We start from the raw sequence: 21,128 nt of genomic DNA, 5'->3' as shown, positions 1-21,128 counted from the left end.
GCGGTTCGTGTCCCTATTGTGCGTGTTCATCCGGATAATGGGCGCGCAGCTCGGTGATCGAAGCGGGTCCCGCGCCGGGGACGTGCATCCGCTCCGCAATCGTGGCGCGGAGCTTGCGCGGGAGCCCGGGCGCGTGCCGGGCGAGGTAGGCCGAGAGCCATTCCGGTTCGCCGACGAGGAACGGGAAATCGGTGTTCATCATCGGGCGGATCACCAGCATCGGCAGTGGGGCGTGCAGCGGTCGGTAGTCGCGATTCCACAGGCCCGCCACCGGGCAGCCGGGATAGAACTGGCCGAGCATGGCGCCCGCGCGCACGATGTCGCTCTTTCGCGTGGCGTGGGCGGCGTCGATGCGGGTGGTGTCGTCGAGGTCGGGGAAGACGGTCAGGACGGCCGGGGTGTGGTCGAGGGTGCGGTAGAGGTCGAAGGCGTCGTCGACGGCCTCGGCGATCGAGCCGGTGTCGGCCAGTTCGGCGATCCACAGGGTGTGTTGTGCGGCAGCGGGTTTGACGAACGGGCAGACGGGGCCCGGCCTGCCCTGCGCGGGATCCGGTCGCATCAGGGTGCCGGCGAACCACTCCAGCAACGGCGCCGTTCGAGGATGTTCGGCGGACCAGCGGACGGGGTCGTCGTAAACGCACCACCAAGTAGCGGTGGTGCGCCTGCCGGTCGTCGAGCGCAGGGTGGTCATGGTGTGGCTGTCGCGGTTTCGGCCGCACGCAGGTGGCGGTCGAGGATTGGGCCGATGTGAGCGACAACGTCGGCGTTGGTGAGCTGGGCATGGGTGGTGTCGACCGGATGTTCGATGAGACGACCCGTGACGAAAGGACGCCACATCTGGGCGTCGAGGAAGGCGGTCATGCCCTGGGTGGCGCAGAAGTAGAGGAGGTCGCCGTCGAACCGGTCGGGGCGGTAGCCGTGTGAGAGACGAACACCGTTGGCGTAGGCCTCGTGCAGTCGGGTCAGCTGGGCAGCGACGAGTCCGGACCCGAGAGTTGCTCCGGCGGCGGCCAATTCGGCGGCGGCTTGCTCCGCCGAGAGGTCGGGAAGGGCGTCTGCGTCGTCGGGTTCGTCGCCGAGCAGGTGGGTGAGGAGGTCGCGCATGCGGGGGCGCGGGGGTGGGTCGGCGTGATCGGGGATGACGACACTGTCGAGCATGGCGAGGGTGGCCACGTCGCGACCTCCGGCGCGCAGCCGGACGGCGGTGGCGTGGGCGAGTTGGCCGCCGAGGGACCAGCCGAGGAGGTGGAGGGGGCCGTCGGGTTGCAGGCGGGTGATCTCGGTGGCGTAGGTCCTCGCGAGGAAGTCGACGGTAAGGGCGTCGGGTCGCGCGGTCACGTGCGCATCTGATGCGGCCTGGCCCGACCGTGTTCCGGACAAGGTCGGTGCCTGCAATCCGTACACAGGACGGTCCGTGATGTGGCGTGCCAGGCCGGTGTAGCACCAGGCGAGCGGGACGGCGGAGTGGACACAGAACAGCGGTGGACGGGTTCCACCGGTGCGCAAGGGCAGCACGGTGGCGAGGGCGTCGGCGCCCGGGTCGGCGTCGGCGCGGTAGGTCTCGATGCGGTGGGCGAGGGCGGCGACGGTCGGTGCGGTGTAGAGCCAGCGGACCGTGATCGGGGTGTCCGTCGACTGGGCCAGCTGCGCCGAAACACTCACGCCGGTCAGCGAATTGCCGCCGATCGCGAAGAAGTCGTCGTCGGCGCCGACCGTGTCGAGATGGCAGGCGGTGGCGAAAGTGGTGGCGATCAGGTGTTGGAGCGGGGTTTGTGGCGATCGGTAAGGAGTGGAGGACGGCGTGGGAAGTGCCGCGCGGTCGAGTTTGCCGTTGGCTGTCAGTGGGAGGCGGTCGAGGGTGACCAACGCGGCGGGGACCATGGCCGCGGGCAGCACCGTGCGTAAACGAGCGAGGGTTGCGGTGGCATCGAATGTGATATCCGAGGAGAACACATGTTCCAGCCCACGGCGGGCCAGGGCCGGGGCACTGTCGAAGGTGGCGTCCGGCGCCGACGGATCGGCCGAACCGCAGACCGGGACCGAGGCACCGTCGGCTGCGGTGCCCGACGCGGAGAGATCGGCCGAGCCACGCACCGGGACGGACGCACTGTCGGCTGCGGTGTTCGGCGCGAAGGGGTGCTGCGGACCGGCGCGGACGGACGCTCGGGTCGGGACGACGTAGCCGATGAGACGGGCGGCGGGGGTGCCCGCGTCGGCGATGTCGACTGCGGCGTGGGCGATGGCAGGGTCGGTGAGCAGGGCTGCTTCGACTTCGGCCGGTTCGATGCGGCGGCCGCGGACGGCCAGCTGGGAATCGATGCGGCCGAGGAACTCGTAGCCGCCGCCGGGGCGTGGTCCGACGAGATCGCCTGTGCGGTAGACACGTTCGCCGCCGCCTCTGGGATCTGCTACGAAACGGGCCGCGGTGGTCGCGGGATCGCCGAGGTAGCCCTGCGCTACGCACGGTCCGCCGAGGTACAGCTCGGCCCGCGCACCGGCGGGGACAGCTCGCAGGCGTGGATCCAGGAGCAGCGCGACCACTGTCGGTAGCGGTGCGCCGATCGTCACGGGCTCCCCCGCTACCAGGGGCGCCGATTGGGTGGCCATCACCGTGGCCTCGGTGGGGCCGTAGCCGTTGTGCAAGTGGACTCGGGATGCCCAGGTGGCGACCAGTTCCGGCGGGCAGGCCTCGCCGCCGACGACCACCACCGCCAGACTCGGCACGTCAGCGGGGCGCAGTGTCGCCAGCACGGCGGGCGTGGTGAGCAGATGTGTGACGCGATGCCGGGCGATCAGCCCGGTCAGCTCCGCGCCCGCCACCACCGTGGGCGGTTCGATCACCAGACGCGCGCCCGCGGCGAACGCGGCGAGGAGTTCGAGCAGGTGCGCGTCGAAGGCGGGTGAATGCGCGTGCAGCACTACCGAATCCGGCGTGGTGCGGTAGCGGTCGAGCAGGTGGCCGGTCAAGGGAGCGAGGCCGCGATGCGTCACCGCGACGCCCTTGGGCGCCCCGGTTGTCCCCGAAGTATGGATCAGGTAGGCGAGGTGCGCACAGGTCAGCCGGTCGCGACGATCCGCGTCGGTGACCGGGTCCGATCGCTGATCGGCCACGTAGGCCAGGGTTTCCGCGTCATCGAGCAGCAGCCAGGTGACCCCGGAGGAATCGCCGGATCGCCCGGGGCGAGCAGCCCGTGTCGTCAACCCCAGCACCGCACCGGATCCGGCGATGATCCGGGCGACCCGCTCACCCGGATCACCCACATCGATCGGTGTCAGGCAGGCACCGGCCGCCGCGATCGCGCGCACTGCCAGCACCGACTCGAGCGACCTCGGAATCGCGGTCAGTACCGGACTCCCCGGCGTGGCCCCGTACGCGATGAGTACCCTGGCCCAACGCGCCGCCGACTCGCCGAGCTCCCGATAGGTCATCGACCGGCCACCGTCCACCACCGCGACGGCGCCTGCCTCATCGAATCCGCCGAACAGTTCCGGCAACGTCGAAGTCGTTGCCGCGCAGACGACCCGGTGCGAGAGGGTCGGGACCGATTCCGCGACAGGCCGGAGCAGTGGTCGCTGCGCGAGGTCACCCGCGTCCTCGCTGTCGCCTGGTTTCACGGCTGCGTCCTCGGCGGGGGATCGCGAAGGGCGCGCGGTGGTGAATTCAGTAGTCAGGTCGTGGATCTGCCGGGCGGGTTCGGCGGCCAGGAAGCTGGCGAACCAGTCGAGGAACAGGCGGTGGTACCAGGACAGGGTGGCAGCGTCGTAGCGGGCCGGGTTGGCTTGGAAGTCGATCGTCGCGGTGGTGTTGTCGGGACCGAGTTGATAGCCGTTGACGAGGAGGTCTTCGACGGGGCCGAGGCTCAGCAGGTGGGCCCGGCCGTCAGCCGCACCGAGGGTCAGCGGAGCGGTGAAACCGAGGAGATTGATCACGGGGCCGAATCCACCTCGGGCCAAGTGGGTTTCGCCACGGTCGCGTTGAATGTCCTCATAGCGGTAGCACTGATGACGCAGGGCGCCGATCACCCGCAGGCGCACCTGATCGATCAGTTCTTCGACTGTCGCCGTATCGAGGTCGCGCAGCCGCAAGGGCACGACATTGGAGACCGACCCGGCCGAGCGTCGCAGGGCAGCGGTGGGCCGAGCGGCCACGGGCAGTGAGAGGACGATCTGATCGGAGCCCGACATTCTGGCGAGGAACGCGGCGAAGGCAGCGGCGGTCAGCTCCGGAAAGCTGGCCGCGTAACGCCGGCGCGCGACGGCCAGCAGATTCGCGGTGCGCTCGTCGAGGCAGGCCGACACCCGGTGCGGACAGGCCGACGCGGGCGCGGCGACACCGGCCATCCCGATCGGATCCGGCAGCTCCGCGGTCTCTTTCGCCCAGAACGCCCGATCCGCCACCGCGCGAGAGGAATGCCGATAGACCCGGTCCGCCTCGACCAGGTCCTCGATCGACAACACCTCGGCCCGGTCGAGATCTCTTTCCCGCGAATAGTTTTCGGCAGCCTGCCGGAGCAGCGCCGCCGCACCGACACCATCGAGCACCAGATGATGACTGCGCAGGTAGAGAAAACATCGCTCGGGTCCCACCCGGTACAACGTCGCGACAGTGATCGCGTCCGTGCACAGATCCAGCCGAGCCCGGCGATCCGCCTCCATCCGCGACAGCGCTTCGACCTCTGCCGCACCATGATCCACACCGCCACCCGGCGACCCCTTCGCAGCAGCGGTGAGATCGACCTCGGTGAGTTCGCCGAAGACGGCCGCGTCGAGGAATTGGTGCGGTGTGCCGTCGACGAGCCGTATGCGCACATGCGGTGACTGCAGTCGCACCGCCGCCGAGCGGATCGCGGTGCGCAGGCGCTCGATGTCCAGTGGCCCACGCAGATCCAGATACAGGGCGATCGTGGCGGGCACACCGGGTGCGAGCTGATGAGCTACCCACCAGCGCAATTGCCCGGGAGACAAGGGAATCGGCACAGCTTCTGCCGCCATCACGGCATCTACCGCGCCGATACCATCCTCGCCTTGCCGCACCGGGCCTCCCGGGTTTCGGAGCAACCGTTGACTGGTTCCCCGGCAAACCTACGGCATCTACCCCGCGTCGAGCGCGGATAGCCGCGCGGCCGCGTCGGCGGCGACCACCTCGGCGAGCACCTCGTCCAGCGTCGACGCGGTGGTGCCGAAGGTGGTGCGGATCGCCGAATCGTCGACGAGGAACTCACGATGGGACATGTGTTTCGTCTCGAACAGTTCGCTCCAGAACGGGTCCTGCTGGGCGAATTCGGTGATCTCCTCGTCGGTGAGCACCGCGAGTTCGGGTGTCGCGACGCCGGCCAGCACGGCGAGCCTGTTCGCGATCTCGCGCACGGTCGTGGTGATCACCGGGGCGTGCCAGGCCCTCCCCCACGACCGGTCGTCCCGCGCGACCGCCACCAGCGCGGCGGCGGCATCGCCGATCGCGGTGTAGGAGTGCGCGAGGTCGAGTTCCTGCGGGACCTGGGCCGGGGTGTTCGCCAGGACCGCGGACTGGACGAACAGGGTGAAGACCGAGACAGCGGCCACGCCGAGGAATTGGCCCGCGCGCACTTCGGTGACGCGCAGCCGGCCCGCCTCGTGCGCGGCCAGCGCCTCGGCCCACATCTGCGCCCTGACCACGCCTTTGCTGCCCGTCGCGGCGAGCGGGGCGTGTTCGCAGACAACACCGTCGACCGGGCCGTAGCCGTACAGATTGCCCAGCATGACCAGGTCGGCGCCGACGGTCTCGGTCGCCGACAGGATCGAGCCGAACAGCGGCGGAACCGTTTCCGGCCAGGTGTGATACGCGGGCATCGCCATGTTGAAGACGGTGCTCGCTCCGGTCGCGATCTCGGCCAGAGCGGTGGTGTCTAGCGCGTCGAGCGCGATCAGTTCCACGTCGGGATGGGCGGGGCCGAGCCCGCTGCGGCTCACCATCCGTACGTGGTCCCCGGCTTCGACCAGCGACAACGCGGTGGCGGTGGCGGTGCCACCACGACCGATCACTACACGAGTGGACATGTGAATTCCCTTTCACGGCAACATCTTTCAATGCGAGCGACGGAGTTCCGCCCACGCACCATCCACGATGCCGTTCGCGAGGCGGCTAAACTAGTGGCCGCAATGCCAGCTATCCCAAGGATCAGGCCATGAAGACCATTGCTGTGGTCGCTGTCCCCCCGGTGAAGTCCTTCGATCTGTCGATGCCGGAAACGGTGATGGGCTCGATCACGGTCGACGGCGAGCCCGGCTATCGCGTGGTGGTCTGCACAGCCGTGCCCGGGGCGCTGCCCTCGCTGACGCCCGGTGGGTTCGACGTCGTGATCCGGCACGGGCTCGAGGTACTCGACACCGCCGACGCGGTGATCGTGCCGAGCACCGGCAGCCGCGCCGACGCGGATCCGGTGACGCTGAAGGCGCTGCGCGCGGCCGTCGACCGCGGCATCCTGGTCACCTCGATCTGCAGCGGCGCGTTCGTGCTCGCCCAGGCCGGACTGCTCGACGGACGCACCGCGACCACGCACTGGGCACTGGCCGAGGAGCTGGCCCGCGACCATCCGCTCGTCCGGGTGCGCAGCGACGCGCTGTTCATCGAGGACGGACCGGTGACCACCGCGGCAGGCGCGGCGGCCGGAATCGACCTGTGCCTGCACCTGATTCGCGCCGACTACGGCGCCACCGTGGCGAACGCCGCCGCGCGGGCCGCGGTGGTGACGCCCGTGCGGCCCGGCGGACAAGCCCAGTTCGTCGACACACCACTACCCGCCGACGACGACCTGTCCCTGTCCGCCACCCGCACCTGGGCGCTGCAACGCCTCGACACTCCCCTGTCGCTGCGCGAACTGGCCGAGCACGCGCGAATCAGCGTGCGCACCCTGAGCCGCCGATTCCACGAGGAGACCGGCCTCAGCCCACAGAAATGGCTGCTGAGTCAGCGCATCCACCGCGCCAGGGAACTGCTGGAATCGACCACCCTGCCGATCGAGCAGGTCGCGCGGCACAGCGGCATCGGGTCGGCGGAGTCGTTGCGCCAGCACATGGTTCGCCAGCTCGGCGTCTCCCCGAGCACCTATCGTGCGAACTTCAGTACGGCGCGATAGGCGGATAGCCCGGATAGGGCTGGTAGCCCTGCGGCGCCCGAGCCGCGAAGAAGGGCGAGGACGTCCGGTTCCAGAGCAGGATCACCGCGGCGAGTCCGATGGCCAGGCCGACCGTGCTGAACACCAGCGCGATCCCGGCCGTCGAGGTGACGAACGCCATCACCGTGCCGCTGACATAGAGCAGCGCGTTGATCCCGAAGAAGACCGTCCCCGTGATCCGGCCCCAGTTCTTTCCCGCCCGGCAGACGAACGCCATCCACACCCACAGCCCCACCGTCACCAGCGAACTCAGGAGGGCCCCGCCGACGCTCGCGTACACCAGCAGGTCGAGCTCGTCGCCCCGCAACACCCCGCCCGAGGCATCGAGCGCATCGCTACGAGTCTGGTCGAGCATGGTGAGCGAGTAGGCCATGCCGAGTAGCGTGACCACCGCCCCTGCCAGCATCACGTAGAACGCGATCTGCACACTCTGCGGAACCACCCGAGGCCCGGCATCCACCGGCGCACCACCCGGCACGGGATACGCAGCGCCGGGTCCATAGGACGGCGGCGGCGCGTAGGCACCCGGTACCGGACCGTACGGCGGCCGCGGGACAGCCTGGCTCGGTGGTTGCGGATAGGCGCCGGGGACCAGTGGGTTCGCGGTCCCACGCGACTCGTCCGGATACGCCGTCAGCCCGTCATCCTGGGATGGATAGCCCTGACCTGCGGACGAATCTGACATCGAGCTGTGCCCCCCTTGTTGTGCAGTCGGGCCAACTCTAGCCGCAGCCACCGACACCGGCTGCCCGCGCGATCGGCGTCAGCGAACGCCGACCAGCTCCCGGGCCGCACTCCGATACCGATCGACGATCAACCGGACAACCCCTGGATGCACACCGATCGGCTCGGCCACCCCATCGGCACCGGCATCGTGCAGCCGCTGGTGAAAGAGCCCGTGCGCCAGCAGATACGAAGCGATGAAGACCCGTTCGGCGCCCGACTCACGCAGCGCGGCCACGACTTCGGGCACCCGAGGTGTCCCGGTAGCCACATACGCGATCTTCACCGGCGCGCCGAGCTGCTCGGCCAGCATCCCCGCGGCCCGCCGGACATCCTGGCGCGCACGCGAATCCGACGACCCCGCGGCTGCGAAGACCACCGCGTCCCCGGGCTTCCACCCGGCAGCCCGCAACCGCACCGCCATGATCCTGGTCAACGCCGGATCCGGCCCCATCGCCTCGGTCACCGCCACCGCGCAGTGCCCACTCTCGGCCACCTCGCGCGGAACGTCTTGGTACACGTGGTAACCGGAGGCGAGAAACGCCGGCACAACCACCGCGGGCCCATCGAGATCGCGCAGCACCTCCGACGGCGACGGACCGAGCACGTCGACGAAAGCGGTCCGCAGCGCGGTATTCGGCGCCGAGGACACCGCGACGCCGAGTTCGGCGGCCACCGCGTCGGCCAGCGCGGCGATCATCTCCACCCCGCGCGCACTGCGAGTCCCGTGCGCGACCAGTACCAGAGCCGGATCACCCGGCTGTCCGGCGCTCACCAGACCCCGATCGCTTGGGCGGGCCGGGGCGAGCGGGCGGGCGTGCCGATCCCCGCGGCGTGCGGTGCCTGAACAGCCGCGCGCACGGGCGGCGTATCGGAGCAGTCGGCCGCGTCCAGCGCCAGCCGGTACCCACGCTTCACCACGGTCTGAATCGCCTTGGGCGTGCCGAGACCGGCCCGCAGTCGCGCGATCGCGGTCTCCACCGCGTGGGTGTCGTCACCGCCACCCGGCAACGCGGACAGCAGGTCTTCCCGCGAGACGACCCGACCGGGCTGACGAGCCAGCGATCGCATCAACGCCATCGGGGCGGGCGCCAGCTGACGCACCTCACCGTCGACGACAACACATCCACCGCGCACGCTGATCAGATGACCGGCCGCGTAGATGCGGCTGGCGCGACGCGGAAGTTCTTCTGCCACATGGCGAGCCAGCGCGCCCAACCGGGCGCGGCCCGGCATCGTCGTCGGCACGCCGAGTTCTTCCAGCGGGGCCGCGGTGATCGGCCCGACACAGGCCGCGAGCACCCGGCCGCGGAACGCGTGCAGCACCGACTCCAGGAGCCCGGTTTCCTTGGCGCGCATCAACAGTGACGCCACGGCGGGCGCACTGGTGAAGGTGACGCAGTCCAGGCTGCCGGAGATGATCGATTCGATCATGTTGTCCATCGGCCCACGATCGGCCGGCGGCTCCCAGCGGTACACCGGGACGGGGACCACGTCGGCGCCCGCGCAGCGCAGCACCTCGCAGAAGTCGGGAACCGGCTCCCATTCGGTGGTCGCGCCGTGCAGCTGCACCGCGATGCGGACGCCTTCGACGCCCTCGGCGAGCAGATGGTCGAGCACCTCGGCCGAGGACTCCGAGGCAGGCGACCACTCCTCACGCAGTTCGGCGGCGCGGATCGCGCCCTTGGCCTTGGGGCCGCGGGCCAGCATCCGGGTGGCGGCGAGGGTGTCGCGCAGGACCTCGGCCAGGCCCCAGCCTTCCGCCGCTTCCATCCAGCCGCGGAAACCGATGCCGGTGGTAGCGACGGTGATCTGCGGCGGATCGGCGATCAGCAGTTCGGTGACCCGTTCGAGCTCGGTGTCATCGGCCAGCGGGATGATGCGAATGGCAGGGGCGGACACGACGGACGCGCCCTTGCGGGTGAGCAGAGTGCTGAATTCCTCGGCGCGGCGAGCCGCGGTGACGCCGATGGTGAAGCCGGCAAGGCACGGGCCACTGTCGGTGGGAGAGGTCATGGGGTCTGCACCGGTTCGTTCGAGACCGCGACGACGCCGCCGTCGAGCCGGACGGAGTACACCGGCAGGGACTGCGACTCGTCGTCGAGACAACGGCCGTCGATCAGCGAGAACGCCTGCTTGAGCAGCGGCGACGCGACGACAGGAACACCGCCGCGATCACCGATGATGCCGCGTGACATCACCGCGGCCCGGCCGAACGGATCGATATTGCCGACGGCGGCGAGCGTGCCGTCTGTGAGCAGGAACAGAGCCGCCTGACGGCCGCCCTTCAACAGGACAGCCACGCCGCGCCCCGGGATCAGGAAATCGAGCCGGCAAGCCTGGGTCCAGGTCACGGTCTCAGTGGTGATGGTGGGTGTGTCGATCACGGTCATCGGTTCCTCCTCCGAACGCCTTATCTATTGGTACAGGCGCCCTGTTTCCGCAGCGTTAAGTGCTTATTTCCCGGCCGGTGCTGTGTCCGAAGCAACACCGACGGGCATGCCGGGAAGACCGAGGAGCACTGGTACCTTGCGTTCTCCGCTGTCGTCGAACGAAATCGTCGGGTCGGCTTCGTCAGGGGCATTGACGAAGGAGACGAAGCGCGAGAGCTTGTTCTCGTCCTCGAGCACGGCCGCCCACTCGTCCTTGTAGCCGTCGACGTGCTTGGCCATGGCGGCCTCGAGGTCGCCGGCGATGCCGAGGCTGTCGTCACAGACGACGGCCTTGAGGTAGTCGAAGCCACCCTCGAGGGCCTCCTGCCACGGCGCGGTGCGCTGCAGGCGGTCGGCGGTGCGGATGTAGAACATCAGGTAGCGGTCGATGTAGCTGATCAGGGTCTCGTCGTCGAGCTCACCGGCCAGCAGCACCGCGTGCTTGGGGGTCAGGCCGCCGTTGCCGCCGACGTAGAGGTTCCAGCCGTTCTCGGTGGCGATCACGCCGACGTCCTTGCCGCGGGCCTCGGCGCACTCACGCGCGCAACCCGACACGGCCAGCTTGATCTTGTGCGGCGAGCGAAGGCCGCGGTAACGCTTCTCCAGCAGCACGGCCATGCCGACCGAGTCCTGCTGGCCGTAGCGGCACCAGGTGGAACCGACGCAGCTCTTCACGGTGCGCAGCGACTTGCCGTAGGCGTGGCCGGACTCCATGCCGACGTCGACCAGGCGCTTCCAGATCAGCGGCAGCTGATCCACGGTGGCGCCGAACAAGTCGATGCGCTGACCACCGGTGACCTTGACGTAGAGGTCGAACTCCTTGGCGACCTCGCCGATCACGATCAGCTGGTCGGCGGTCACCTCACCACCGGGCATCCGCGGGACGACCGAGTAGGTGCCGTTCTTCTGCAGGTTGGCCAGGAAGTGGTCGTTGGTGTCCTGCAGCGCCGCCATCTCGCCGTCGAGGATGTGATCGCTCGAGGTCGAGGCCAGAATCGAGGCGACGGTCGGCTTGCAGATATCGCAGCCCGAGCCCTTGCCGTGCTTGGCGATCAGCTCGGAGAAGGTGCGGATGCCGGTAACGGCGACCACGTCGTACAGCTCGGCGCGCGACTGCGTGAAGTGCTCACACAGCGACTTCGAGACCGCCACGCCGGACTGCTCGAGCAGCTTCTTGATCATCGGCACACAGCCACCGCAGGAGGTACCCGCGTTGGTGCAGCTCTTGACGGCCGGGATGTCGCAGGCGCCCTCGGCGATCGCGCCGCAGATGTCGCCCTTGCTGACGTTGTTGCAGGAGCAGATCTGGGCGTCGTCGGGCAGCGCGTCGGCACCGAGTTCGGCGCCGGCCGGGGAGATCAGCGCGGCGGCGTCGGCGGGCAGCGGGCGCCCGACCAGCGGGCGAAGGGCCGCGTACTGGCTGGCGTCACCGACCAGGATGCCGCCGAGCAGGGTCTGGGCGTCATCGGAGACGACGAGCTTGGCGTAGGTGCCCTTGGCCGCGTCGTGCAGCACGACCTCGAGGGCGCCCTCGGTGGTGCCGTGCGCGTCACCGAAGGACGCCACGTCCACGCCCATCAGCTTCAGCTTGGTGGACATATCGGCACCGGGGAACTCGCCCGCGCCGCCGAGCAGACGGTCGGCGACGATCTCGGCGGTGGTGTAACCGGGCGCGACCAGGCCGTAGCAGACGCCCTCGATCGCGGCGCATTCACCGATCGCGTAGACGCTCGGGTCGGAGGTCTGCAGGGTGAGGTCGGTGAGGATGCCGCCGCGGGCGCCGATCTCGAGGCCCGAGGCCTTGGCGAGGGCGTCCTGCGGGCGGACACCGGCGGAGAACACCACCAGCGAGGCCTTGATCTCGGCATCGTCGGACAGGTGCACCGTGACGTTGTCGGCGCCTTCCTCCTCGATCGAGACGATCTTGGCGGTGCCGACACCGGTGTGCACGTTGAGGCCGATGTCGGTGACGAGCTTCTCCAGGATCGCGCCACCACCGGCGTCGACCTGGGCGGGCATCAGGCGGCCGTTGTACTCGATGACGTGCGGGGTCATGCCGAGCAGGCGCAGCGCGTTGGCCGCTTCCAGGCCGAGCAGACCGCCGCCGACGACCACACCGTGCGCGCCGGGACCGGCCGCTTCGGCGGCGGCACGGATGCCGTCGAGATCGTCGATGGTGCGGTAGACGAAGCACTCGGGCAGGTCGTGGCCCGGGACCGGCGGCACGAACGGGTAGGAACCGGTGGCCATGACCAGCGCGTCGTAGGCGATGACGTCGCCGCTGGTGCTGGTGACGGTCTTGGCTTCGAGGTCGATGGCCTCGCCGCGCTGGCCCAGTCGCAGGTCGACCAGGTCGTCGCCGTCGTACATGTTGCCGGGCAGGGCCAGGTCGTCGGCGTTCCAGTTGCCGACGTAGTAGGACAGGCCGACGCGGTCGTAGGCGGGCAGCTTCTCCTCCGACAGGATGATGACCTGCCACTGGCCTGCCTCGTCGCGCGAGCGAAGGGCTTCGACGAAACGGTGTCCGACCATGCCGTGGCCGACCACGACCGCTGTCTTACGAGTGCTGTTCATGAGAGTGACCTCCTTGGTAGTGGTCGGTTGTCAGCGAGCCGACGTATTGGCCGACGAAGCGTGGGATTCGGCCTCGAGGACCAGGGACTCGGCCTCGACCACGACAGCGGCGTCGGAGGTAAGGCGCGGACGGCGCAGGAACACCGTCCAGGTAACGGCGGCGCAGAGCACGTAGAAGGCCAGGAAGACCCAGAACGCGGTGGTGGCCGATGCGGTGCTGGCGTAGGAGCTGCGCAGCACCATGTTGATACCGACACCGCCCAGGGAGCCGATCGCGCCGACGAAGCCGATCAGGGCGCCTCCGGTGTTCTGCGACCAGGCGGCCTGCTCGGCCCGCGACAGCGGCAGGCTCTTGGACTTGGCCTCGAACACCGACGGAATGATCTTGGTGACGGCACCGTTGCCGAAACCGGACAGGACGAACAGGGCGATGAAGCCGATGACCAGGAAGGTCATGGTGGCGCCGGAGGCGACCCCGTTGTTGCGGTCGGCCATCGTCGAGGCGGCGATCACGATCAGCGCGGCGGCCATCATGGCGCCGAAGGTGCCGAGCGCGACCCTGCTGCCGCCGATCCGGTCGGCCATCTTGCCGCCGTAGGGGCGAGCCAGCGAACCGAGCAGCGGGCCGATGAACGCGATCGAGGCGGCGTGGATCGCGGCCTGGGCGGCGGTGTCGCCACCGGCCTTGAAGCTGATCTGCAGGATCTGGCCGAAGGCGAAGCTGTAGCCGATGAACGAACCGAAAGTGCCGATGTAGAGGAACGCGATCGCCCACGACTGCGGCACCCGCAGGGCCTTGCCCATGTAGGACAGGTCGGCCTGCTGGTTGGTCAGGTTGTCCATGTACAGCGCGGCGCCGACCGCGGTGATACCGACGAGGACCAGGTAGATCGCGCAGATGAGGTAGGCGTAGTCACCGCCGAGGGTGACCAGCACCAGCAGACCGAGCAGCTGGATCACCGGGACACCGATGTTGCCGCCACCGGCGTTCAGGCCCAGCGCCCAGCCCTTGAGCCGCTGCGGGTAGAAAGCGTTGATGTTGGTCATCGACGAGGCGAAGTTGCCGCCACCGACACCAGCGAACGCGGCCACGATCAAAAAGGTCGTGTACGAGGTGCCCGGCTGGGTGACGAAGTACAGCGTCAGCAGCAACGGAACCACCAGCAGCAGCGCGCTGAAGATCGTCCAGTTGCGGCCGCCGAAACGGGCGGTGGCCACGGTGTAGGGGATCCGCAGGAACCCGCCGACCAGCGTCGGCATGGCGACGAGGAAGAACTTCCCCGCCGGATCGATGCCGAACTTGTCGGCGGGCATGAACAGCACCATGACCGACCAGATCGACCACACCGAGAACCCGACGTGCTCGGCGAAGACCGACCAGATCAGATTGCGCTTGGCGACGTCCTTGCCACCGGCTTCCCAGGCCGCGACGTCCTCGGCATCCCAGTTGTCGATGTCGTGGTTCCGCTTCAGCGTGCTCAAGATTGGGCCTCCCAAAAGTGCGATGGCCCAACGGTAGGAAATGGGTATTGCCGAAATGCTGCGGGAAATGTCGCTTGAATCAACGGTTTCTCACCTTCCCCCGATCAGGGAGGTGAGATCAGCCCTTTTGTTTCCGGCATGTGTCGCAACGATTTCCGCGCGTAAGGAAGCAGCAAGAAATCAGCGGAAACCCCGGTGAGGGTGTGAGCTGCGCCTCTTGTCAGCGACTGTAGGCCACAATCACGCGCGCCGCACTTCGGCAGGAGTCCGGCAGTGAGAAGTTCGTCGCGTCGCCACTTTCCCGGCGAGTCAGGTACTCGCGAAATCAGTCGGCGATTACCAAGAATCCTCGAGCATGCGTGGTTTGCACGCCTGCCACGCACCCGCGAGGAGTACGCCGAGGGCGACGAACAGCATGGCGAACGGGACGAGCCAGCCGCCGGTCCAAGTGTGCAGCAGGCCGAACAGCAGCGGGCCCGTGCAGGCGATCGCGTAGCCGACGCCCTGAGTGAAGCCGGACAGCGCCGCCGAACCGTGCGGGGTGCGGGTGCGCAGGTTGATCAGCGTCAGCGCCATCGGGAAGGTGGACGGGCCCAGACCCAGCAGCACCACCCACAGCAGGGGCGCCTGCATCGGTGCCACCAGCAAGCCGACGAACGCGGTCGCGAACAGCACCATGGCGCCGACGACGACGGGGAACGGGTTGCGCATCCGCGAGACCACGGTGGGCGCGCCCAGCGCCGGGATCAGCCCCATCAGCGCGAACAAGCCGACCATGCTGCCGCCGAAACCGGCGCTCGCGCCCGCGTCGGACAGGATCTTGGGCAGCCAGGCGAACATCGCGTAGGTGGTCAGCGAGGTCATGCCGAACATGCCCGCCATCCCCCACGCCACCGGCGAACGCCAGAGTTTGCCGGTCACGGGCGCGTCGGCGGGCAGCGCGGTGGTGTCGACCGTGTCGCGACCACGCCGATCGCGCAGCACCACGAACCACGGGATCGCGGCGGCGAAACCGACCAGCGCCCACACCCCCATCGAGATCCGCCAGCCGTGCGCCTGCGCCACCGGCACCGCGATGAACGCCGGAACAACGGTACTGAGCTGCACCATCACGATGTAGAGCGAGCTGATAGCGGCCAGGTGATCGCCGAAATACCGCTTCACCAGCGGCGGAATCACCACATTGCCGATGCCCATACCGAGCAGCGCCACCCCGGAGAACGCCAGCAGTTCACCGGTCCCGGTGGAGAACACCCGCACCAGCGACCCGGCGCCGGCCAGCAGCATCGCCACGAACACGGTCCGCTCGAGCCCGAACCGGCGCACGAACAGCGGCGCGATGAGCCCGGCGAGACCGAACATCGCGGTCGGCAACATGCCGAACACCCCGACGATCCCCGTCCCGTACCCGACCTGGGCGCCGATCGTCTCGGCCAGCGGGCTGAACGCGGTGACGGCGGCGCGCAGGGTCAGCGCCGACATGATGATGGCCGCCAGCACGAGAAGGCGGCCTTCGATCAACGACCGCTTGGCGATCTCCGAAGCATCAACGGACACGACAACGTCTCGCCGATCGCCCACAAGGGCCGACTCGGCACCGGAAGCGGGCTGAAAGTCACGAAGCGGCGGCACCCAGAAATCATAGGATGACCCTATGACTATGCCAAGCAACTGTGACCGATCTCCTCCCGCAAGAACTCCACACGCAAGAACATGGGTAACTCACCGGGACGAGCCAACCCCGCCACATCCCCCGTCTGCGCCGCCAACACAAAGTCTCCCCGCCCCGAAGTCTGGCCAAGAGTCGCGGGGAGGCGGGCAAGCGAGGCGGGCAAGCGAGGCGGGTGAGTACCCTTGCTGACGTGCAACCCGTCCGGCGTACCAGCCTCATCGCCCAGGTCACCGAACAGCTTCGGGCCGAGATCCGTTCCGGCCGTTGGCCAGTGGGTCAACGGATCCCCACCGAACCGGAACTCACCGAGCTCACCGGGACCGGCCGCAATACCGTCCGCGAAGCCGTCCAGGCGCTCGTGCACGCGGGCATGCTCGAACGGCGCCAGGGCTCGGGCACCTACGTGATCGCCACCTCCGAGGTCGGCGGCACCCTGGGCAAGTACTTCGCCGACGCGCACGAACGCGACATCCTCGAACTGCGTCAAGCCCTCGACACCACCGCGGCGGGCCTGGCCGCGCGCCGTCGCGACGACGCCGATATCGCCACCCTCCAGCGCTTGCTCGCCGAACGCAGCAACCGGAATTGGGCCGAAGCCGACCCGGTGGCCATCGCCGCCGACGTGGAGTTGCATCGCGCGATCGTCGTCGCCAGCCACAACGCCGTATATCTGGAGTTCTACGATTCGCTGCTGCCGATCATCGAACAGGTGATCCACGCGCGGACCGCGAAATCCGACGACGCCTACGACACCGAGCACGCCGAGCTGGTCCAGGCCATCATCGACGGTGACGCCGAGCGCGCCGTCCAGGCGGCCAACTGCTTCCTCGGCTCGCTCATCGCCGAATATCCGAATCGCTGAGATCGGCAATGGTTCGGTTCCTAAATCCAGGTAACCGGGCTGTCACCAGCAACGAATGCACGCGGTGAGCCCGAGTTGCCCGGAACGTCACCTGAGGCCATTGTCACGCAACAACCGGCTCCTACCTTTATCTCGACCCCGCAAGGTACGCATCGAATGCCACTGAGCCGATGCGCATCTATCGAGCCCGATCGAGAGGAAGCCGATGACCGCGATCGCCGCCACCGGCCAGGAGACGGAATCCCCGTCCTTCGAATATCAGAAGAAGGGTCGCTGGCTGAACCAGTGGACGCCCGACAATGCGGAGTTCTGGGAAGCCGGCGGCAAGCAGACCGCCCGCAAGAACCTCTGGTTCTCGGTCTTCGCCGAGAACCTGGGCTTCAGCATCTGGGTGATCTGGGGCTCCATCGTCACCGCCATGGGTTCGGCAGGCTTCGAGTTCCTCGCCGGACTCGGCAAAGCCAACCCGACCGCGGTCAGCAACGCCCTGTTGCTGACCTCCATTCCGACCCTGGTCGGCGCCGCCCTCCGCGTGCCCTACACCTTCGCCGTCCCGAAGTTCGGCGGCCGAGCCTTCACCGCGTTCAGCGCGGCGATGCTGTTCGTCCCGGCGCTGGGAATCCTGTACTTCGTCAACCAGCCGAGCACTCCCATGTGGGTGTTCATCGTGCTGGCCTCGCTGGCCGGTGTCGGTGGCGGTAACTTCTCGTCGTCGATGGCCAACATCTCGTTCTTCTTCCCCGAGGGCAAGAAGGGCGCCGCACTCGGCCTCAACGCCGCGGGCGGCAACCTCGGTGTCGCGCAGACCCAACTGGTCGTACCGCTGTTGATCACCCTCGGCACCCACATCATGGCCAAGGACGCCGCCGGCTTCCGCTTCGGCATCACCCTGGCCGTGCTGTTCTGGCTGCCGTTCATCGCGGTCGCCGTGGCCGGCGCGCTGTACTTCATGGACTCCCTCACCGAGGCGAAGTCCGATGGCAAGTCCTACAAACTGGCCCTGACCAACCGGCACACCTGGATCATGGCCTTCCTCTACATCGGCACCTTCGGTTCGTTCATCGGCTTCTCCTTCGCCTTCCCGACCCTGATCAAGGCCACCTTCCCCGACCTGGCCAAGATCGGCTGGATCACCACCCTCGGTAACCTCGCCTTCCTCGGCGCGCTGGTCGGTTCGTTCAGCCGTCCGTTCGGTGGCTGGGTCGCCGACAAGGTCGGCGGCGGCGCCAAGATCACCGTCTATGTCTTCGGCGGCATGTCGATCTCGGTGGCGTTCATCGTCCTCGCGGTGGATATGAAGAGCTTCCCGCTCTACCTGATCTCCTTCCTGACCCTGTTCGTCCTGGCCGGCATCGGCAACGGCTCCACCTACCGGATGATCCCGTCGATCTTCAACGCCACCGCCAAGAAGTACGCCTCCGAGCACGGCATGGACCTGACCGAGGCGGCCACCTCCGCCAAGCGTCAAGCCGGTGCCGCGATCGGTGTCATCGGCGCGGTCGGCGCCGCGGGTGGCTTCGTCGTCCAGCAGGCCCTTCGCCTGTCCAACGTTCACCTCAAGACCATGGCCCCCGCCTTCTGGGCCTACGCCGCCGTCTTCCTGGTGATGGCCGCCGTCACCTGGTGGTGCTACCTGCGCACCTCCTTCGCCACCGACAAGGTTCCCTCCCTGGCCTACGCCAGCGTCTGATCCAGCCCCTCCCCGAAAGCCACGTTCGGCCCCTCCCGAACGTGGCTTTCGGCTGTGTGACAACACATTTCGGCCCGTGTTGTGGCCGCCGCGCCCGAATTGCCCTTACTCTGGAGTTCAGACTGGCACCGGGGCGGGCAGAGGTGAGTGCTGTTGGACATCTCGAATGAGGTGGCAGAGCCACGGTTTCGAGCCGCCTCCGTCGATGATCTGGTCGCGATAGCCGAGCTCGAATCCCACGAGTTCATGGCGCTCGCCTACCCCTACTTCGCCCTGCGTCAACTGTTCGACATCCACGGATCCCATTGGGTGGTAGCGGATCTGGCTGGTTCGCTGTGCGGGTACGCCATGGTGGCGATCGGTCGGCACAGCGCATGGCTGCTGGGTCTGGCGGTGTCATCGGGGCATCAGGGCCGCGGGCTCGGCCGGTCGTTGCTCGAGCGGGCGATGGCACACTGCCGGTCGTCGGAGGTCGACGCGGTCTTCATCACCGTGCGCCCGTCGAATGTGCCCGCGTCGAATCTGTACAAGGACTCCGGCTTCACCTGGGCCAATCACGAGGACCAGTACTTCGGCATCGGCGAACCGCGAGACCTGTTGGTGCACCGTCTCGTCTACGACTGGACCACCGCCGACCCCACCGACCGACGGTGGTTCAAAGACCGTGGACCAGTAGACGACCGATGACCGAGCACATCGGATTCGATCGGCCCGGCGATTTCGTCGCGTCCAAGACCACCCTCATCCGCAGACATGCCAGCGCTTTCACCGATGTCGTCGCCGATTTCCTCCGAGCCGCGCACCGACCCGACGAGTACGCGCTGCTCGACGACCTCAATCATCGGGTCGAACAGTTCCTCGCCGATTACGTTCCGCCCTCGACCCGCAGGGTCGGCGACAGCCTCGTCTTCGCGCACCTCTATCGCGATGCCGACCCCGTCACGCTCGAATCCGCCGGCCGCGAGCATTCCTGCGAAACGGTGCTGACCGCCCTGTTCGCCGCCGAGATCGAATTCCGCGGACCATTGCGCCTGAGCCGCACGCAATCCACGCTGCTCGCCGATGTCTACGAGGAGCTCGGCGCACAGCTTTCGGCGCACAGCCTGCCCGCGCATGCCGCGCTCGCCTACCGGCAGGCCTACCGCCTGCACACCATCACCGAGAATCCCCGCGGCCAGGATCGTTGTGGCCTCAAGATGGCGCGTGCCCGCACGAAAGCGCGCCGTCGACGCGTGCGGCGATTACCCGGCGCGGTCTCGGACCTGCTGTGTGGCTACGGGTATCGACCGTTTCTGCTGCTGGCGTGGATCGCCGCGGAGATCGCGGTCTTCGTCACGGCCTTCTACCTGACCGCCCCCGACATCGGGTTCCCCACCGCGGTACGGATCGCATTGGTCAACTTCCTCAATCCGGTCGACCCCGAGAGCGTCGGCGTGGACAGCTTGCTCGCGAAGGCGACATTGATCGTCGAGTCGTACGCGGGCATCGTGTCCACGTCGGTGTTCTTCGCGCTGCTCGTCCGGCAATTGTTCCGGCTGTGATCACCACCGGGACTGGGATCGGCTCAGTGCCCCCAGCGTGGCCACCGCGACGCGGTCGCGCAATTGGCCGATTCTCGAATTCCACTGGACGGTGAACCCGGGGTCGGCCTCGAGCGAGGTCCACAACCCACGCAGCGGTCCGGGCGTGAGCGCGCCGGGAAGCCACAGATGGACGAGGTGTTCCAGCAGCGGCGCGAGTACCTGAGCGGGCGAACTGCCCGACAATTCGGCCATCTCGGCCTCGTCGATGACCTCGGTGAGCACCGTCAGCAGCCAGTCGTGCACCGCGAGATCTTCGCAGAAGCGCTGCACCGCGGCGAGTTCCGCGCCGTCGCCGACGACGACGGAGACGAGTCGCGTCTCGTCGTCGAGCAGGACGAACGACAGGCTCGGCGCCGCGCCCGGCCGGACATGGGCCGCCCATCGCAGCCGCGCCGCGCTGGTCTGAATGGGCGGCTTCTGGTTCAGCATCAGGTCGGTGCGTACCCGGGTGAACAGCCGGGCCGCGATGGCACCCGGGTCCAGCGTCGCCGTCGCCGGATCGGGCGGGCCGAGAAATCCGTCGACCAGTTGACCGCTGATACCGGGCGCGAGCCGCGTGAGGGTTTCGACGGTACCGATCCGTCCGAGGTAGTGGCCCCAGCTGCGGCGGTGTGTGCCCGCACCGGCGACCACCGTCGCCATCGCCGAACTCTGCAGGATACGACCGCCGCGCACGGTCGCGTGCGTGGCGACGGTGCCGACCGCGCGCACCTTACTTCGGTTCGGCGTCGCCAGCCTGCAGTCGACGCCTTCGTGGATGACCGGCGATTGCGCCCAGGTGACCGGGCGTTCCCGCGATTGCACGCGGCGGCCACGGACCAGGGTGAGCAGGTCGGCCGCCGATGCCCGGCTCAGTGCTCTCGACTCGGGAAGCAGACCCGTGCGCACTTCGCCCAGCAGGGCCAGCGCTGCGTCGCTGAGATGCATCGCCGCAGCGTATCCGGTATCGATGGATG

General features: G+C 68.2%; 16 protein-coding genes. 5 read left to right on the top strand and 11 right to left on the bottom strand.

The features are described 5' to 3' along the window. Positions 1–13: 13 nt before the first annotated feature. From ACFWFP_RS00290 to ACFWFP_RS00280, 3 genes are all read right to left on the bottom strand, one after another. A complete protein-coding gene (locus ACFWFP_RS00290) occupies positions 14–691 on the bottom strand; it encodes a DUF6875 domain-containing protein (protein ID WP_379292357.1) in 678 nt (225 codons plus the stop codon). After that, on the bottom strand, positions 688–4,992 hold the full coding sequence (locus tag ACFWFP_RS00285; protein ID WP_379292356.1) for an amino acid adenylation domain-containing protein: 4,305 nt from the start codon (positions 4,990–4,992) through the stop codon (positions 688–690). Before ACFWFP_RS00285 ends, ACFWFP_RS00290 begins: the two co-directional genes overlap by 4 nt. Before the next feature lie 99 nt (positions 4,993–5,091). After that, positions 5,092–6,036, bottom strand: a complete 945-nt coding sequence (locus ACFWFP_RS00280) for an NAD-dependent epimerase (protein WP_379292355.1) — start codon at positions 6,034–6,036, stop codon at positions 5,092–5,094. 128 nt (positions 6,037–6,164) lie between these two features. Here ACFWFP_RS00280 and ACFWFP_RS00275 point away from each other — a divergent pair, with 128 nt between their 5' ends. Further along, entirely contained in the window at positions 6,165–7,115 is a 951-nt protein-coding gene (locus ACFWFP_RS00275) for a GlxA family transcriptional regulator (RefSeq protein ID WP_379292354.1), read from the top strand. Here the strand turns inward: ACFWFP_RS00275 and ACFWFP_RS00270 are convergent. The 7 genes from ACFWFP_RS00270 to ACFWFP_RS00240 all read right to left on the bottom strand — a co-directional run bounded on the left by ACFWFP_RS00270 (position 7,099) and on the right by ACFWFP_RS00240 (position 15,847). Next, positions 7,099–7,839, bottom strand: a complete 741-nt coding sequence (locus ACFWFP_RS00270) for a DUF3824 domain-containing protein (RefSeq protein WP_379292353.1) — start codon at positions 7,837–7,839, stop codon at positions 7,099–7,101. The two genes, ACFWFP_RS00275 and ACFWFP_RS00270, sit on opposite strands and share 17 nt — an antisense overlap. Positions 7,840–7,917: 78 nt before the next feature. After that, entirely contained in the window at positions 7,918–8,655 is a 738-nt protein-coding gene (locus ACFWFP_RS00265) for a sirohydrochlorin chelatase (protein ID WP_379293705.1), read from the bottom strand. Continuing rightward, entirely contained in the window at positions 8,649–9,893 is a 1,245-nt protein-coding gene (locus tag ACFWFP_RS00260) for a uroporphyrinogen-III synthase (protein WP_379292352.1), read from the bottom strand. The genes ACFWFP_RS00265 and ACFWFP_RS00260 overlap by 7 nt, the downstream gene beginning before the upstream one ends. After that, on the bottom strand, positions 9,890–10,270 hold the full coding sequence (nirD, locus tag ACFWFP_RS00255; protein ID WP_379292350.1) for a nitrite reductase small subunit NirD: 381 nt from the start codon (positions 10,268–10,270) through the stop codon (positions 9,890–9,892). Before nirD ends, ACFWFP_RS00260 begins: the two co-directional genes overlap by 4 nt. 63 nt (positions 10,271–10,333) lie before the next feature. Beyond that, a complete protein-coding gene (gene nirB, locus ACFWFP_RS00250; RefSeq protein ID WP_379292348.1) occupies positions 10,334–12,883 on the bottom strand; it encodes a nitrite reductase large subunit NirB in 2,550 nt (849 codons plus the stop codon). Between the two features lie 30 nt (positions 12,884–12,913). Then, positions 12,914–14,368, bottom strand: coding sequence for a nitrate/nitrite transporter (locus ACFWFP_RS00245; protein WP_379293704.1), 1,455 nt, complete (start codon positions 14,366–14,368; stop codon positions 12,914–12,916). A 333-nt stretch (positions 14,369–14,701) separates the two neighbouring features. Next, complete coding sequence (locus tag ACFWFP_RS00240) at positions 14,702–15,847, bottom strand: MFS transporter (protein ID WP_379293703.1); 1,146 nt, start codon at positions 15,845–15,847, stop codon at positions 14,702–14,704. Between the two features lie 380 nt (positions 15,848–16,227). Between ACFWFP_RS00240 and ACFWFP_RS00235 the strand changes: the two genes are divergently transcribed. The 4 genes from ACFWFP_RS00235 to ACFWFP_RS00220 all read left to right on the top strand — a co-directional run bounded on the left by ACFWFP_RS00235 (position 16,228) and on the right by ACFWFP_RS00220 (position 20,130). Next, on the top strand, positions 16,228–16,899 hold the full coding sequence (locus tag ACFWFP_RS00235) for a FadR/GntR family transcriptional regulator (RefSeq protein WP_379292347.1): 672 nt from the start codon (positions 16,228–16,230) through the stop codon (positions 16,897–16,899). A 205-nt stretch (positions 16,900–17,104) separates the two neighbouring features. Next, positions 17,105–18,589: an MFS transporter gene (locus ACFWFP_RS00230; RefSeq protein ID WP_379292346.1), complete on the top strand. Its 1,485-nt coding sequence runs from the start codon at positions 17,105–17,107 to the stop codon at positions 18,587–18,589. Positions 18,590–18,742: 153 nt separating this feature from the next. Then, entirely contained in the window at positions 18,743–19,276 is a 534-nt protein-coding gene (locus ACFWFP_RS00225; protein ID WP_379292345.1) for a GNAT family N-acetyltransferase, read from the top strand. Beyond that, positions 19,273–20,130 carry a hypothetical protein gene (locus ACFWFP_RS00220; RefSeq protein ID WP_379292343.1) on the top strand — a complete coding sequence of 286 codons (858 nt, stop codon included), beginning with the start codon at positions 19,273–19,275 and terminating at the stop codon, positions 20,128–20,130. The genes ACFWFP_RS00225 and ACFWFP_RS00220 overlap by 4 nt, the downstream gene beginning before the upstream one ends. On the opposite strand, the gene ACFWFP_RS00215 is transcribed toward ACFWFP_RS00220, so the two are convergent. After that, entirely contained in the window at positions 20,131–21,099 is a 969-nt protein-coding gene (locus ACFWFP_RS00215; RefSeq protein WP_379292342.1) for an SCO2521 family protein, read from the bottom strand. Positions 21,100–21,128 lie beyond the last annotated feature (29 nt).

Source organism: Nocardia sp. NPDC060249 (genome assembly GCF_042728755.1).
Lineage (GTDB): Bacteria > Actinomycetota > Actinomycetes > Mycobacteriales > Mycobacteriaceae > Nocardia.
The sequence above is the reverse complement of the archived record's forward strand: the minus strand, read 5'-3'. Positions and strand labels throughout refer to the sequence as shown.

Coding starts and splice junctions, on each gene's coding strand:
- nirB (WP_379292348.1), bottom strand. CDS start 12,883: ATGAACAGCACTCGTAAGACAGCGGTCGTGGTCGGCCACGGCATGGTC.
- ACFWFP_RS00285 (WP_379292356.1), bottom strand. CDS start 4,992: ATGGCGGCAGAAGCTGTGCCGATTCCCTTGTCTCCCGGGCAATTGCGC.
- ACFWFP_RS00275 (WP_379292354.1), top strand. CDS start 6,165: ATGAAGACCATTGCTGTGGTCGCTGTCCCCCCGGTGAAGTCCTTCGAT.
- ACFWFP_RS00280 (WP_379292355.1), bottom strand. CDS start 6,036: ATGTCCACTCGTGTAGTGATCGGTCGTGGTGGCACCGCCACCGCCACC.
- ACFWFP_RS00290 (WP_379292357.1), bottom strand. CDS start 691: ATGACCACCCTGCGCTCGACGACCGGCAGGCGCACCACCGCTACTTGG.
- ACFWFP_RS00240 (WP_379293703.1), bottom strand. CDS start 15,847: ATGTCGGCGCTGACCCTGCGCGCCGCCGTCACCGCGTTCAGCCCGCTG.
- ACFWFP_RS00260 (WP_379292352.1), bottom strand. CDS start 9,893: ATGACCTCTCCCACCGACAGTGGCCCGTGCCTTGCCGGCTTCACCATC.
- nirD (WP_379292350.1), bottom strand. CDS start 10,270: ATGACCGTGATCGACACACCCACCATCACCACTGAGACCGTGACCTGG.
- ACFWFP_RS00220 (WP_379292343.1), top strand. CDS start 19,273: ATGACCGAGCACATCGGATTCGATCGGCCCGGCGATTTCGTCGCGTCC.
- ACFWFP_RS00270 (WP_379292353.1), bottom strand. CDS start 7,839: ATGTCAGATTCGTCCGCAGGTCAGGGCTATCCATCCCAGGATGACGGG.
- ACFWFP_RS00230 (WP_379292346.1), top strand. CDS start 17,105: ATGACCGCGATCGCCGCCACCGGCCAGGAGACGGAATCCCCGTCCTTC.
- ACFWFP_RS00215 (WP_379292342.1), bottom strand. CDS start 21,099: ATGCATCTCAGCGACGCAGCGCTGGCCCTGCTGGGCGAAGTGCGCACG.